The sequence below is a fragment of the Providencia sp. PROV116 genome (assembly GCF_028482485.1).
Lineage (GTDB): Bacteria > Pseudomonadota > Gammaproteobacteria > Enterobacterales > Enterobacteriaceae > Providencia > Providencia rettgeri.
The window spans coordinates 58,356-71,679 of sequence record NZ_JAMPQO010000006.1; the positions used below are offsets into that span (position 1 = coordinate 58,356).

General features: G+C 35.1%; 17 protein-coding genes and 1 tRNA gene. 12 read left to right on the forward strand and 6 right to left on the reverse strand.

Going from position 1 to position 13,324, the window contains the following annotated elements:
• The first annotated feature begins 52 nt into the window (after positions 1–52).
• The gene (gene helD, locus PSE72_RS05795) at positions 53–2,104 is read left to right on the forward strand and encodes a DNA helicase IV (protein WP_115167621.1); all 2,052 of its coding nucleotides are present in this window, start codon (positions 53–55) and stop codon (positions 2,102–2,104) included.
• Positions 2,105–2,159: 55 nt separating this feature from the next.
• Here the strand turns inward: helD and PSE72_RS05800 are convergent, their stop codons facing one another.
• Entirely contained in the window at positions 2,160–2,618 is a 459-nt protein-coding gene (locus PSE72_RS05800) for a methylglyoxal synthase (RefSeq protein WP_004909663.1), read from the reverse strand.
• 114 nt (positions 2,619–2,732) lie between these two features.
• Between PSE72_RS05800 and PSE72_RS05805 the strand changes: the two genes are divergently transcribed.
• On the forward strand, positions 2,733–3,146 hold the full coding sequence (locus PSE72_RS05805; protein WP_109911070.1) for a CoA-binding protein: 414 nt from the start codon (positions 2,733–2,735) through the stop codon (positions 3,144–3,146).
• 84 nt (positions 3,147–3,230) lie between these two features.
• Here PSE72_RS05805 and hspQ read toward each other — a convergent pair whose 3' ends face one another.
• Entirely contained in the window at positions 3,231–3,551 is a 321-nt protein-coding gene (gene hspQ, locus PSE72_RS05810; protein ID WP_181937016.1) for a heat shock protein HspQ, read from the reverse strand.
• Between the two features lie 219 nt (positions 3,552–3,770).
• Between hspQ and PSE72_RS05815 the strand changes: the two genes are divergently transcribed.
• Positions 3,771–4,049: an acylphosphatase gene (locus PSE72_RS05815; RefSeq protein WP_184957450.1), complete on the forward strand. Its 279-nt coding sequence runs from the start codon at positions 3,771–3,773 to the stop codon at positions 4,047–4,049.
• A 7-nt stretch (positions 4,050–4,056) separates the two neighbouring features.
• Here PSE72_RS05815 and PSE72_RS05820 read toward each other — a convergent pair whose 3' ends face one another.
• Positions 4,057–4,386, reverse strand: coding sequence for a TusE/DsrC/DsvC family sulfur relay protein (locus PSE72_RS05820; protein WP_004256090.1), 330 nt, complete (start codon positions 4,384–4,386; stop codon positions 4,057–4,059).
• Positions 4,387–4,569: 183 nt separating this feature from the next.
• Between PSE72_RS05820 and PSE72_RS05825 the strand changes: the two genes are divergently transcribed.
• Positions 4,570–4,657: transfer RNA gene (locus PSE72_RS05825), tRNA-Ser, on the forward strand.
• A 346-nt stretch (positions 4,658–5,003) separates the two neighbouring features.
• Here the strand turns inward: PSE72_RS05825 and PSE72_RS05830 are convergent.
• Positions 5,004–5,372 (reverse strand): MerR family transcriptional regulator, encoded by a 369-nt coding sequence (locus PSE72_RS05830; protein ID WP_004909678.1) that lies wholly within the window; start codon positions 5,370–5,372, stop codon positions 5,004–5,006.
• A 78-nt stretch (positions 5,373–5,450) separates the two neighbouring features.
• Here PSE72_RS05830 and PSE72_RS05835 point away from each other — a divergent pair, with 78 nt between their 5' ends.
• The 6 genes from PSE72_RS05835 (at position 5,451) to PSE72_RS05860 (ending at position 10,274) form a co-directional block, all read left to right on the forward strand.
• Positions 5,451–6,233 (forward strand): SDR family NAD(P)-dependent oxidoreductase, encoded by a 783-nt coding sequence (locus PSE72_RS05835; protein WP_198641299.1) that lies wholly within the window; start codon positions 5,451–5,453, stop codon positions 6,231–6,233.
• A gap of 413 nt (positions 6,234–6,646) precedes the next feature.
• Entirely contained in the window at positions 6,647–7,330 is a 684-nt protein-coding gene (locus tag PSE72_RS05840) for a hypothetical protein (protein WP_004909682.1), read from the forward strand.
• A gap of 207 nt (positions 7,331–7,537) precedes the next feature.
• Complete coding sequence (locus PSE72_RS05845; RefSeq protein ID WP_164529360.1) at positions 7,538–7,813, forward strand: GNAT family N-acetyltransferase; 276 nt, start codon at positions 7,538–7,540, stop codon at positions 7,811–7,813.
• 27 nt (positions 7,814–7,840) lie between these two features.
• Positions 7,841–8,734, forward strand: coding sequence for a pirin family protein (locus PSE72_RS05850; protein ID WP_272690922.1), 894 nt, complete (start codon positions 7,841–7,843; stop codon positions 8,732–8,734).
• 336 nt (positions 8,735–9,070) lie between these two features.
• Positions 9,071–9,829 carry a YnfC family lipoprotein gene (locus tag PSE72_RS05855; RefSeq protein ID WP_198641297.1) on the forward strand — a complete coding sequence of 253 codons (759 nt, stop codon included), beginning with the start codon at positions 9,071–9,073 and terminating at the stop codon, positions 9,827–9,829.
• Between the two features lie 16 nt (positions 9,830–9,845).
• Positions 9,846–10,274: a TOBE domain-containing protein gene (locus tag PSE72_RS05860; RefSeq protein WP_004909693.1), complete on the forward strand. Its 429-nt coding sequence runs from the start codon at positions 9,846–9,848 to the stop codon at positions 10,272–10,274.
• Between the two features lie 53 nt (positions 10,275–10,327).
• On the opposite strand, the gene PSE72_RS05865 is transcribed toward PSE72_RS05860, so the two are convergent.
• A complete protein-coding gene (locus PSE72_RS05865) occupies positions 10,328–11,008 on the reverse strand; it encodes a Crp/Fnr family transcriptional regulator (protein ID WP_217007753.1) in 681 nt (226 codons plus the stop codon).
• 133 nt (positions 11,009–11,141) lie between these two features.
• Here PSE72_RS05865 and add point away from each other — a divergent pair, with 133 nt between their 5' ends.
• Entirely contained in the window at positions 11,142–12,167 is a 1,026-nt protein-coding gene (gene add, locus PSE72_RS05870; RefSeq protein WP_004909700.1) for an adenosine deaminase, read from the forward strand.
• Between the two features lie 50 nt (positions 12,168–12,217).
• Here the strand turns inward: add and PSE72_RS05875 are convergent, their stop codons facing one another.
• Positions 12,218–12,661 (reverse strand): hypothetical protein, encoded by a 444-nt coding sequence (locus PSE72_RS05875; protein ID WP_115167556.1) that lies wholly within the window; start codon positions 12,659–12,661, stop codon positions 12,218–12,220.
• Positions 12,662–13,025: 364 nt separating this feature from the next.
• On the opposite strand from PSE72_RS05875, the gene PSE72_RS05880 reads away from it, so the two are divergent.
• Positions 13,026–13,316: a putative quinol monooxygenase gene (locus tag PSE72_RS05880; protein ID WP_004909705.1), complete on the forward strand. Its 291-nt coding sequence runs from the start codon at positions 13,026–13,028 to the stop codon at positions 13,314–13,316.
• The last annotated feature ends 8 nt before the right edge of the window (positions 13,317–13,324 follow it).

The window sequence follows — 13,324 nt, forward strand, 5'->3', positions numbered from 1 at the left end:
TGGAATCAAGCCAACCGTATTTTTGTCATTGATTTTCTCAGGTGCAGGACGTATGGAACTGAAATCAACACAGATTGGACAGCGTCTGGCTCAGCATCCCTACAATCGGGTTCGCTTACTCAACGCAGGTATTGAAGTCAGTGGTGAAAACCACCAATATCTTATCCCATTTAATGAACTCATTGATCTTCGTTGTAAGAGAGGGATTGTTTGGGGGGAGTTAGAATTTGAAATTGTGAATGAACAGGTTGTTCGTTTACATGGCACGGAATGGAAACAAACTCAGCGCTTTTACCATTATTTAAATGAAAAATGGCAGCAATGGAGCACTGAAATGAGTCAAATCAGTGCTCATGTATTGACTGAGTTAGTTAATACGATTGAACAATTGACTCAGCAAGATCATTGGTTGACATTACATCAATTGGCTGAAATAAAGGATAAAATATCACAAAAGTTCTCATCATTGCCTATGCCTTTAGCACGCATTTCATTGTTTGAAAATTGTGCATCACAGTATCAAGAATGCCTGAATTGGCTAAATAACAGCCAAGAATGTCGAAAACAAATTAATGACTATTGGTGTGAGTCTGTTTTAGTTCGTTATCACGATTTTTTCCAGCAAGTAGAAACATCACCTCTCAATTATTCTCAGTCCTTATCTGTGATCAATGGTGAGGATAATGTATTAGTGCTGGCGGGGGCTGGAAGTGGTAAAACATCAGTCCTAGTCGCCAGAGCGGGTTGGCTTATCTTGCGAGGTTTGGCAAAACCAGAACAAATTCTCTTGCTGGCTTTTGGTCGTAAAGCTGCGGATGAAATGAACGAACGTATTCACTCATGCCTACAACAAGATATTGAAGCAAAAACTTTTCATGCTCTTGCTTTACACATTATTCGTGAAGGTAGCAAAAAATCGCCCGTGATTAGTGAGTTAGAAACAGATACTCAAAAACGGCATACATTATTATTAAATGAATGGCGGGAACAATGTTCGGCTAAGAAAGCGCAAGCAAAAGGGTGGCGTGAATGGCTTTCTGAAGGGTTACAATGGAAAATTCCAGACGGTGAATTCTGGAAAGACGAAAAAATTAGCACTAAAGTCGCTACTCGGTTAGACCGTTGGCTAAGCTTAATGCGTATGCATGGTGGTAGCCAGAAGGACATGATTGAGAATACGGCGGAAGAAATAAGAGATCTTTTCCAAAAACGTATTCGTTTAATGGCGCCGTTATTGAAAGCGTGGAAAAGCGCATTGAAAGATGAAGGCGCAATTGATTTTTCAGGATTAATTCATCAGGCCATCAATATTCTAGAAAAAGGGCGTTTTATTAGCCCATGGAAACATATTTTAGTTGATGAGTTTCAAGATATTTCTCCTCTTCGCGCTAAGTTATTGCAAGTACTACGCAAGCAGAATAAGCAAACAACGTTATTTGCTGTTGGAGATGATTGGCAAGCTATCTACCGGTTTAGTGGCGCAGAATTAGACTTAACCACATCGTTTGAACATAACTTTGGTATTGGAGAACTTTGCGCTTTAGACACAACTTATCGTTTTAATGAGCGTATAGGTGAGGTTGCTAATCAGTTTATTTTACAAAACCCTATGCAGTTAGATAAGCCATTGAATAGCTTAACTAAAGGAAATAAAAAATCCGTTATTCTTCTGTATGAAGATGCACTGGAACGTTTATTGGATAAAATGAGTGGTTATGTTCTTGATGATGAAACGATATTAGTGCTCGCTCGCTATCATTATTTAAAACCTAATATATTAGGTAAAGCCAAGACCCGTTGGCCAAAATTAAATATTCAGTTTATGACTATTCATGCCTCAAAAGGGCAGCAAGCAGACCATGTGATAATTTGTGGTTTGAATAGTGGAAAGGATGGTTTCCCTGCTCCTGCGCGAGAATCAATTATTGAGCAAGCATTACTGCCTAAGCCAGAAGATTTTGACCATGCAGAAGAAAGACGTTTGCTATATGTTGCATTAACACGGGCTAAGCAGCGAGTTTGGTTGCTTTATCATCCAGAAAAGCCGTCAGAATTTGTTGATGAACTCAAGCAATTGGGTGTTCCAAAGCAAAAGAAACCTTAAGGTAATCTTATTTTGTATTAAGCGCCAGAATGTTGTGGCGCTTAATATTGATAGATTAGTTAGTCCGTTTAGTTAAGTAGCTTTGGTAATCAGGAATAACAATGTCTATCGCATTATCAAAATAGGGGGAGGTAATTAAAAAATCAGCGGTTGCAGGGTTGGTTGCGACAGGAATATTCCAAACTGTGGCTAAGCGTAGTAAAGCTTTAACATCTGGGTCATGAGGTACTGCATTAAGAGGGTCCCAGAAGAAAATCAATAGGTCGATTTTTTGTTCTGCAATCATTGAACCTATTTGTTGGTCTCCCCCCATTGGGCCACTTAACATACTGGTAACTGGCAATCCAGTGTGCTGGTTAATTAAATTACCGGTTGTTCCTGTTGCATATAAATTGTGAGTTTGAAGCCGTTCATTGTTTTTCTTAGTCCAAGATAATAATGAGGGTTTACAGTGGTCATGGGCAACCAAAGCAATATTTTTTGAGGCTGTAATTTTACGGGTAGTTGATTCCATGATATTCCCTTAAATAAGATGCGAGATAGACATCTTTAAAAATTGAATGAGCAAAGATATACAACATATATCATAATGCTAATGAATAGTTTATAGATTTTGGGAGATATTTTGATGAGAGATCAAGAAATTGCTGAAATTTTAAAGAGTGTTCGGACTATCGCTTTAGTTGGGGCGAGTGATAAAGCAAATAGGCCGAGTTATGAAGTTATGGAATATCTTTTGCATCAAGGCTATACCGTTATTCCAGTGAGCCCAAAATTGGCAGGGCAAACTTTATTAGGGCAGCTTGTATACGAAAAGCTTAGTGATATACCAGAGCCTATTGATATGGTCGATGTATTTCGTAATGCAGAAGCTGCAATAGGAGTAGCCAGGGAAGCGGTAGAAGTAAAAGCTAAAGTTTTGTGGTTACAAAAAGGCGTGATTAGCGAAGAAGCGCAAAAAATCGCTTTGCAGGCAGGTTTACAGTTTGTTATGGATAAATGCCCAAAACAAGAAATCCCTGCATTAGGCCTTGAAAAATAAACTACATTTTAGCATTAAAAAGTAAAGCAGCTTGTTAGCTGCTTTACGGTTGCGTTCATAAATAACAATATCGATATTTGCAGGTTAGTTGCGAAGGCGAGGTGCTTGCAACTGAGACCTTATTGATTCCGCTAGTTCATCCATTGATGGTTGTTCTGGATGGTCTTCTGCGGTTTCATAGGTAATTTGAGCTTCGGCCAAATAAGTATGAACAGCATCCCCATTGTCATCTTCCATAACAACATGATACCAAGGTAGATCGCGTAGTGTGCTGTTAGCGGCAATATCATCATCATGTGGTTGTTCGAGCGAATACTCAGCGTCTACATCTACAACAACGCCTAAGTAGCCGAGAAGTTTGTGTCTAACTTGTTGCCCGATTCCATATTTACTGGTGATCATCATAGCGACCTCCTAAAAGCCTTGCTTATACTTCAAACTATATATGGGCAGTGCTACGCGTTTTCAAGCTAAGATATGGACAATTATCAATAACGCAATACACTGTCTTTATACGTAACTATCAAAAGCAGTGCCTCATTTAGCAGATTATCTGTTCAATGAATAAAAAACAACTGTTAAAAGAAGGTATCAATACAATATGCTCTGACAATGGAGGCTCACATGACTGCATCTGGTCGTTATTTTTATATTTATGGTCGTGTTCAAGGGGTTGGGTTTCGTTACCAAACCTATCATTGGGCTAATCAGAATGGCATAAAAGGCTTTGTGTGTAACCGGGATGACGGCAGCGTTAAGTTAGCTGTTTATGGCTCAGAGCAAGATATTGAGTTTGTTGATGACTGGCTGAAAGCGGGTGGTCCTCCGGGAGCAAAGATAGACCATTTTTTCACCGAAAATTGGAAAGCTGAGCCAATAGCGGATTTTAGTGTCCGCTATTAGCAATAAATTAAATACATTTCACCGGTTTTGGCAGGCCAGCAAGTTTAGTGGCTTGCTTAGCTGGGCCTTTTGGAAATAGCCGGTATAAATAGCGGCTATTGCCTTTTTCTTCCCCAAATTGTTGAGAAACTGCTTTAACCAACATACGGATAGCCGGTGAGGTATTAAATTCCAAGTAGAAATTCCTGACGAAACGGATAATTTCTAGGTGTTCATTAGTAATTTCAATATCTTCTTGCTGCGCGAGTAAAGGGATTAATTCTTCACTCCATTGTTGGCTATCAAGCAGGTAACCTTGCGCATCTGTTTCTATTTCTTGATTATTAAAAACCAACATATTCTTATTCAACTCAAATAAAATTAGAACGTAAATTTAGCAAAAATTGGGATATAACCCAAGTAAAGTCGTTAGAATGTCGATATTTTCATCTAACAGTATGAAAGACGTATATTTTTAAAGCGAATGATCAAATTAGGGGTTTACATCCAATGAGAGGATGTTTATAGTGCACGTCATTGCGGAGGGGTGGCCGAGCGGCTGAAGGCAGCGGTCTTGAAAACCGCCGATGGGAAACCATCCGAGAGTTCGAATCTCTCCTCCTCCGCCATCTTCACTTCTAGTAACGTCTTCCAAAGTCTTTCAATCCCAAGTAAATCAAGCATTCCAACTAAATCCCATTATTCCAACGTCTACTAACGTCTATTGAAAACTACCCCCTTTAGGTGGTACATTTATACTCCATAATTTGAGTGCCCCCAAATGAAGCTAATCATTATACTAGCTGATGCCAGAAGAAAGCGTGATGATGCAAAGAGATTACTGGTGGAGGGAATTGACCCAAACCAACAACCCAAAGAACAAAAGCTGGTGGAATGGGCTAAAAAATAGCAGGGGAATTTATTAAGCACCATAATTCACCATAAGATATGGTGCTTGTGAATTAGCCGTGTAAGTTAATTGGTATTCATTTTTAATTGTTCTTGATAATGCTGAATTTTAAGCTTTAAGTTACTTAAGTGTTCATTTAGAGATAAAATTTGCTTTTCAAGATTAGCGTAGTGTTCAGTAAGCAAATTCATTCTCTCAAATGAAGTTGATGTTCCTATATTTCTTAGTGCCGCGTATTCTTTAATCTTTTTTAAAGGCATGCCGGTTTCTTTTAAACGAGTGATAAACTTAACCCATTCAATATCATCTTCAGAATAGTACCTATGATTGTTTGCTTGTCTGGATGATTTCAATATTCCTTCTTTTTCATAGTATCTAAGGGTGTATATGGTGAATCCGGTTAGTTGTGCAAACTGACTGATTGAATAATTCATGTATTACCTAGAAGTTTCTTGACCTAGAGTTAACTCTATCCTTTACCCTTTTGAAACTTTTGTCAAAGAGGGTATGTCATGAGAAATAAACATTATGCGGTTATTACAGGTGCGAGTTCAGGTATTGGTCGTGCAATTTCAATAAAATTAGCTGAGCGCGGATTTAATATTATTGCTGTAGCAAGGCGAGATTCCTTGTTGAATGAATTAAAAATCGAATTGCGTAAAATTAATCAATACATTGAGGTCGTAACAAAATCATGTGATTTATCTATTACAGATGATGCTATTTCACTTTATGAGGAACTGAAAGCTTTTGATATTCGGGTATGGGTAAATAACGCCGGTGTTGGATATTATGGGGAAGCATTCTCTCAGTCAATAAAAGATGCACAAACTTTATTAAATTTGAATATCAATACACTCGCAGTTCTATCGTTAATGTTCGTGCGTGATAATCAGAATATTGATGATTCACAGTTGATCAATGTAAGTTCTGCAGGAGGATATACTATCGTACCTACAGCCGTTACCTATTGTGCTTCGAAATTCTTTGTTAGCTCTTTTACTGAGGGATTAGCTCATGAATTATTGAACTTGGATGCTAAGATTAAAGTAAAATTACTGGCTCCAGCAGCGACCAAAACAGATTTTGGTCGAATTGCTAACGGAGTAGAATATTATGATTACGATAAAGTTTTTGGTACATATCATTCTAGCGAGGAACTAGCTGATTTCTTCATTCAGCTATATGACTCAAACAATGTTGTTGGATATATAGATAGAGAGAGCTTTAGCTTTAAATTACTAGATAATAAAATGCCTTACGCAAATAACAATAAATTTAATCAAAAAATATAAGTACGAAAAAACCGCCAAAGCATAAGCTGAGGCGGTTATGTATAATTGGCTTTATCAACTAAAGGGATCACCAGATGAAAAAAATCATGATAATAAAGCCAGTTGTACTAATGCTTATATGATGGTTGCTAGGCAGAATATACGTTAACGAAATGTTAATAATATAAGGTGTTTTTTGTTGATCTAATGGCGTTTTTATTTGTATTTTTTGGCTTAATCAGACATGAGAGTAAATAGCATGCAGTTTTGAGTTACCATCCCACATAACTAAATAATGATTAATACCATGGGTTATAAGTAAATCATCAAGGTTAGTTTCATCAAAAAATTTCAGTGGATAGAAAGATAGTAACTTGTTGAAATTGTTTTATAAATATAATATTTAATATCTTAATGCCATGGATTTTATCAAGATGAATAAATTATTAGTTCCAATTTTTTGTATTGCTTCTTTATCAGGATGTGCGGTGACTGAGTATAATTATGTTCCTGACTCACAAAAAATCAGTGAGCCTAAAATAGGTCAGGTCAACCATATTACAGTAGGGCAACCCTTAGTAAGAGAAGGCAATATTAGTGAAATAGACGGAATTAAAGTATTAAACCCTGTGCAGATAGATTTGGCATACAAAATTATTCCGGGTGTATTCAAAAAGGTGGGCTCAAGTGATAAAGGCGATTTTTATATGCCAGACCAAATAATTGACTCTGGTTCGGTCGTTGTTGAGGTTTTAGGGCAACCTTGGAATTCACTTTTAATTAAAAAAGGGTCTAGTCCTAATGAAATTTGTATCGTAACGGATGTCAATGTTGCTGTTTGTAGCGATAAAGCACAAATCGAACAGGTAAAATTAAATAATTCTGATGGTAATTCATTTGAACAAGCCTTAATTTTCAATGGGATAAATGACCAGGTTGTCGATATTAGTTATCAGAAAATAGGTTCGAATATTGAGAACCAAGGATTTGGCGATACGATTCAGTATAATCTTAAAAACAGCGACATTATTTCTTATCGAAATGTAAAATTAAAAGTTATTGATAGCTCAGAAAATTCATTAACCTATACAGTGATAAGCAATTTTTCTGACAATTAATGTATGTCGCATTAATTAACCAATTGAAAAACAGCGTTAAACTAAATTTAATCTCTAGTTAAGCGCTGTCTCGGCATCTTTTCTCGTGTTGCTATCTTGCTAACTTCAAAATATTTGGATCACATCGACAATTGTAGAATATTGTCTTTTTAGTATACGTCACATACTCTAAGTTAAATTGATTTAACTTAGAGGGTGTTATTTATGATGAATATCCAATCTGACCACAATAGCTTTTTTATTTTATCCGATGACAAGCAAACTCGTCTTGCCGAGATAACCTTTGTTTATACTGGCGATGAACTGGTAATTATTGACCACACCGTGGTTGATGAAAGCTTAAAAGGACAGGGCATTGCAAAGTTATTAGTTGCTAAGGTTGTTGAGCGAATGAGAAATGAAGGACGAAAAATTATTCCATTATGCCCTTTTGCAAAAGCAATATTCGATAGAACACCTGAATACAGTGATATCCGCCAATAACATTTGCTAATTACTGATGAGGTAAGTATGAGTATTCAATTTAATGATAAAATACCTGATTTACAGTTGATTACCGCACGTTCGAAGGATGTTGGTGGGCTTTCTGTTGCACGAGTTTTGCCAACAAGGGAGCGTAGGCTAATAGGAGCTTGGTGTTTTCTTGACCACGCGGGCCCGACGGTTTTTAAAGGCGACTCAGAGGGAATGAAGGTATCACCTCACCCTCATACTGCTTTACAAACATTCACTTGGATGATTGAAGGTGAAGTATTGCATCGAGATAGCCTTGGTTATGAGCAGGTTATTCGGCCAGGACAGGTTAATTTAATGACAGCAGGTCATGGGATCAGTCACTCTGAAGATACCTATGGAGAGAGCCGGCAGTTACATGCTGTGCAATTATGGATTGCTTTACCTGAAGCAGTTAAAGATATTTCCCCACGCTTCGACCATTATCCTACGTTACCTCGTTGGGCTGAAGGCGAAATTCATTTTAATTTATTAGTTGGGGAATATGGCACTTATAAAGCACCAACATTGACATTTTCACCGTTGATCGGGCTTGATATTATTGCGAAGAAAACCGCTCGACAAGTTTTAACTTTACGATCTGAATTTGAATACGGTATTTTTGCCGTAAGTGGAAGTGCCATTATTGAAGGACAGCAAATTAAGAGTAATGAATTAGTTTATTTAGGCAAAAATATAACAGAAATTTCTATAGAGCTAGCTTCAGATAGCCACATTTTATTACTTGGTGGTGAGCCTTTAAATGAGTCAGTACTAATGTGGTGGAATTTTATTGGTCTAACTAAAGCCGATATTCATGCCGCAGTTGAGGAATGGAACCAAGGAAACCCACGTTTTGGTCGTGTTTTTAACGATGAGCGCGAGCCAACACCAGCTCCAATTATGCCATAATCAATTTAAGTAACTCCTTTGTTATTATTTTATAAAAAAGGAGTTACAGCCATTGCTATTCTCTATTATTTTTTCATATTTATATTTATATTTATATTTATATTTATATTTATATTTATATTTATATTTATATTTATATTTATATTTATATTTATATTTATATTTATATTTATATTTGTCTTTAGCCGAAAATGGCTTTGGATTTAATTTAAGACTCATTTTTATACTCATATTATGGGTTCATAACCTGACTTTTATCGAAAAACTGATAATATGTATAAAAAAGGCTATTTTTAAGTCAAAGCAAGCCGTAGCTGTTAGAGGTGGACGATAGAAATGAGTAAAAAATACCCATTGGGAATCGTTTTTTTAAGTTTATTCCCTATTTCTTTTATATCATTAGCGTTTCAAGAACAGCAATATAACCCAGTCGTGTTTAATCTGGCTCAACTTTATGATTTCAATCCTGTTAGAGGTGCTGTTAAGCAAATAAAATCAGTTGTTTATAATGAAGATAAATCAATTAATTATGAATCAATGTTAAAAATTGGCCATGATGGTTGTGTGGAAAGTTTTACTTTTGATCAAAAGAAAGATGAGTATTTAAACGGTACTCATAACTATCTTTTTGTAAAACGAGTTAAAAATAAATTGATTGGTAGGGATGTTAGTGGTCCTGTCGAAATGGTGATAGGTGATAACTGTCAAATAATATCTAAAAAAGATTCAAATGGTGAATTAATCTACCAATATAACAAAGATGGCATTATTGCTGGCTCATTGCTTGCTGACACGAAAAAACAATATAGCAAAAATGATTATAATGAATTTAAACTTCCAACAACGATAAAATATTTTAAAGATAATGCACTCATTTCAGAGACTATAGTCACTTATGGGAAAGATATGAGTAAGCCGTTTGATCATACAATGGATATCCGTGCATTGGGACAAACGATATTATTAGTCAATTCTAAGTGCGATTATAATACTAAAAATATTGCCTATAAATGCAACTTTACTTTAAATCTTAATTCGAATGGTAATAATATTAAATTACTAAAAAATAGCATTACTGAAGTCGATTTTTATTAAATATAGGAGATGTTTAATGGCTATTTCTGCAAGAAATCAACTTACAGGTGTTGTTGAGTCGGTTGTTATCGGCTCAGTAAATGATGAAATTATTTTAAATTTAGGTAATGGAGAAAGCATTGCTGCAATCATCACTAAAAACAGCACTAAACAGTTAGGGTTAGAAAAAGGCAAACAAGCAGTTGCGGTGATTAAAGCACCTTGGGTTGTTCTTGTTTCTGATGCACAAGAGTACCAATTTTCAGCACGTAACCAATTCGATGGCAAAGTAGAGTCTATTGAAAAAGGTAGTGTAAACTCAGTCGTTAATGTAAAAACGGATGCAGGAACATTATTATCAGCAGTAGTAACGAATAACAGTACAATTGAAATGGGGTTAGCAGTGAACAGTAAAGTAACTGCCATAGTTAAAGCCTCTTCGGTTATTTTAGCAACCAAAAAGTAATGGTGTTCTTATTTTATAAAAAGCGGCCATTGTAAATGAAGTGGCCGCCTTTTCTATTTCTGACATGAAATTAAGAGCTGACTAGTATTTAATATCTTAATTTTATTGCCTTTTTTTTCAATCAATTTATCACTGACAAGTTTAGATAGTGTTCGATTTAATTGCCTAACGGAGACGCCTAGCATTGCGGCTAAAGAGTCACGCTTTTCTAATTGAAAACTTTCTCCATTCTGCTTTTCAGCAAAAGTAAGATAGCGTCTTAATTTATATTCAACTGAATATGATGCACTGGAGTGTAACTGTGATGTGTTATAAAGCTTTTTACTAAGGTGCTGACAGATAAATTGCAAAAATAATGGTGAGTAAATTTCTTTTTTTCGGATCATAGATAAAGGTAGCGCAAGTAAGTCTGCATCTGTAACTGCTTGGATCGTATTATAGATACGGTCATTTTCAAGATTGCTTTGAAAAAGTTCTAAATCACCAATTATAGAAAATGTATTTTCAAATGAAAAAATGACTTTGCAACCGTTAGTTTCATAACGTTCAATTTGCAGTTTCCCGTTAACAAGGAAGTAAAGGTGACTGATTTGGCTATCTTGAAATATTAAATATTCTTTGGCCTTTATGTGGATAAGTTTTGTATTTTTGAGAGTTTCGTCAGAAATGATTTTATCAAGTTGATGATGAGTAATAAATTCTGCACGCTTTATTGTAGAGTTTATTGCTTTCATTGTTATAACCATTTTTCGCTTGAAATTATACTTAAATCATACTCGTTTTTTTCATTTAAAAAAGGACATATGTCCTTTTTTAAATGGTAATAACCTTGCTAGTTTATTAAAAAATAACTCGCAGGATATTAACATGAAAGTCCCTTTAAAACCGTCAAGCGTATTTACTAAAAGCATAAAAGCAGCAATTAACGTAATGCCAAAAGTTGAACTACACGTACATTTAGATACATGTTTAAGTTTTTCTTATGTTAAACAAACCATTCCAATACTAACGTTTAATGAGTTTAAACAAGGCTTTATTGCACCAGAAAGATGCGAAGATCTTGGCGATTTTCTACGTTGCATTGAACCGCAACTTAATATATTACAGACAAAATCTGCTATTGGGCTAGCGGTTGATGATTTGTTTGAGCAATTAAAAATGGATAATGTAATTTATACAGAAATTCGGTTTGCTCCTTTATTACATACTCAACATGGTCTTTCAAGCCGAGAGGTTGTCGATATAACATTAGATGCGATGAATTCGGCAGTTGTAAAGTACGAAATAGAAGCTGGCTTGATTTTGTGTACTTTGAGGCATTTTACTGCCTCTCAAAGTCTTGAAACGGCAAAATTAGTTGTAGAGTATCAATCTCGTGGTGTTGTAGCACTAGATTTAGCTGCCGATGAGGCTCGCTTTTCATTAGACAATCATGAAATTGCATTTAACTATGTCAGAGAGCATGGCGGCAATGTTATCGCACATGCTGGAGAGGCTTTAGGCTATGAAAGTGTGATTGAAACATTAGATAAATTAAAAGTTTCTCGTATAGGACATGGGGTTAGAAGTATTGAAAATTCAAATACGATTGAAAAGCTCAAAGCGTTAAATGTATTACTTGAAGTTTGCCCAAGTTGCAATTTGGTGTGCAATGTCTTTGATAGTATCGAAAACCACCCTATTAATAAGTTGAAACAGCAGGGCGTTAAATTAAGCATAAATACAGATGCGCGAACAGTTGCGGATGTAACATTAAATAAAGAGTACCAATTATTGCATGATATATTTGGTTGGAGTATTGCTGACTTTACTGAGTGTAATGTAAATGCATTACTGGCGAGTTTTATTGCAGAAGAAAAAAGAGCATTGTTAATGAAAAAGCTACTAAATTAATAGAGGTGATAGAAAAAGAAGGAGGTCTTTATCCTCCTTCGCTATTGTGGTTAATTATATGTAATACCATGCAAACTCCAATGATGAGTAATCTCTCTAATGATTAATAAAAAAGCACTGAATTCGCTATTTGTCGGTAATTGTGTTGAATGAATGGGGCTGCCATTAATCACATCGACCAATTCATTAAAAGCATCTTCAATCTGCGATGTCGTGATAAAGTTACCATTAATATGCCTACTTTCTATCAGTAAATTTAATTTTTTATCATGACTAAAAAGCAATATTTCCCCTGTAGGGAGCTGTTTTTTTATCGGAATAATTGCGTTTTCGATATGTTCAATTGCCATTTCAGCTTCATAAGCTGTAATAGGGGAATGCTGAAACGTAAAGCCATTAAAATTCTTAATGCCAATAGGTAAAATTATTTTATCCGATAGGTAAGATAAAATGGCTTCATTGTCTTGAATATCCAATTGAATATGATTTTTCATTGTGGCCTCATTCATATATGATGATTTCATCATGCTACGCTGGTTAGCATTATCTGTATAGTAAATCCATTAATGTGAATGAATTGTTAATATGTTGCACAACATGGTAATGAGTATAAATTGAAAATTCCCATCTCATGACGGGCTAAAATTCAGCCTTTTCTCGTCAGGGAAAATAAGATGTAATGAAACGATAAAATTGATTGTATTATATTTTGAAGTTACACTATTTTTGCAATATAACAACATGATTAAAGTTAGAAAAGTGTTTTCTAATTTATAGAATAATAAAAGTTAAATTCTAACTTCGAGTTATGCTATAAATAGATGAGTTAAAATTATCTATTTATAACAGGGTGAGCTTATGTCAGAAATAAGAATTGTTGCAACAGTAATTGCAAAAGATAATGAAGTTGATTTTGTGAAAGCAGCAACTAAATCAATTGTTGAGCCAAGCAATAAGGATGAAGGTTGTCTTCAGTATGAATTACATCAAGATAATGCTAATCCAAACATTTTTATTTTCTTTGAGATTTGGAAGGACCAAAAATCATTAGATAAACATAATGGAACACAACATTTGAAAGATTTCATTGAGAAGATAGAAGATAAAATTGATTCATTAGATGTAAAATTAATAAGCAAAATTGCATAATATTAATT

Bases quoted from the DNA above. Each gene is read 5' to 3' on its own strand.
- helD (WP_115167621.1), top strand. From the start codon at position 53: ATGGAACTGAAATCAACACAGATTGGACAGCGTCTGGCTCAGCATCCC.
- PSE72_RS05800 (WP_004909663.1), bottom strand. From the start codon at position 2,618: ATGGAATCAACTACCCGTAAAATTACAGCCTCAAAAAATATTGCTTTG.
- PSE72_RS05805 (WP_109911070.1), top strand. From the start codon at position 2,733: ATGAGAGATCAAGAAATTGCTGAAATTTTAAAGAGTGTTCGGACTATC.
- hspQ (WP_181937016.1), bottom strand. From the start codon at position 3,551: ATGATGATCACCAGTAAATATGGAATCGGGCAACAAGTTAGACACAAA.
- PSE72_RS05815 (WP_184957450.1), top strand. From the start codon at position 3,771: ATGACTGCATCTGGTCGTTATTTTTATATTTATGGTCGTGTTCAAGGG.
- PSE72_RS05820 (WP_004256090.1), bottom strand. From the start codon at position 4,386: ATGTTGGTTTTTAATAATCAAGAAATAGAAACAGATGCGCAAGGTTAC.
- PSE72_RS05830 (WP_004909678.1), bottom strand. From the start codon at position 5,372: ATGAATTATTCAATCAGTCAGTTTGCACAACTAACCGGATTCACCATA.
- PSE72_RS05835 (WP_198641299.1), top strand. From the start codon at position 5,451: ATGAGAAATAAACATTATGCGGTTATTACAGGTGCGAGTTCAGGTATT.
- PSE72_RS05840 (WP_004909682.1), top strand. From the start codon at position 6,647: ATGAATAAATTATTAGTTCCAATTTTTTGTATTGCTTCTTTATCAGGA.
- PSE72_RS05845 (WP_164529360.1), top strand. From the start codon at position 7,538: ATGAATATCCAATCTGACCACAATAGCTTTTTTATTTTATCCGATGAC.
- PSE72_RS05850 (WP_272690922.1), top strand. From the start codon at position 7,841: ATGAGTATTCAATTTAATGATAAAATACCTGATTTACAGTTGATTACC.
- PSE72_RS05855 (WP_198641297.1), top strand. From the start codon at position 9,071: ATGAGTAAAAAATACCCATTGGGAATCGTTTTTTTAAGTTTATTCCCT.
- PSE72_RS05860 (WP_004909693.1), top strand. From the start codon at position 9,846: ATGGCTATTTCTGCAAGAAATCAACTTACAGGTGTTGTTGAGTCGGTT.
- PSE72_RS05865 (WP_217007753.1), bottom strand. From the start codon at position 11,008: ATGAAAGCAATAAACTCTACAATAAAGCGTGCAGAATTTATTACTCAT.
- add (WP_004909700.1), top strand. From the start codon at position 11,142: ATGAAAGTCCCTTTAAAACCGTCAAGCGTATTTACTAAAAGCATAAAA.
- PSE72_RS05875 (WP_115167556.1), bottom strand. From the start codon at position 12,661: ATGAAAAATCATATTCAATTGGATATTCAAGACAATGAAGCCATTTTA.
- PSE72_RS05880 (WP_004909705.1), top strand. From the start codon at position 13,026: ATGTCAGAAATAAGAATTGTTGCAACAGTAATTGCAAAAGATAATGAA.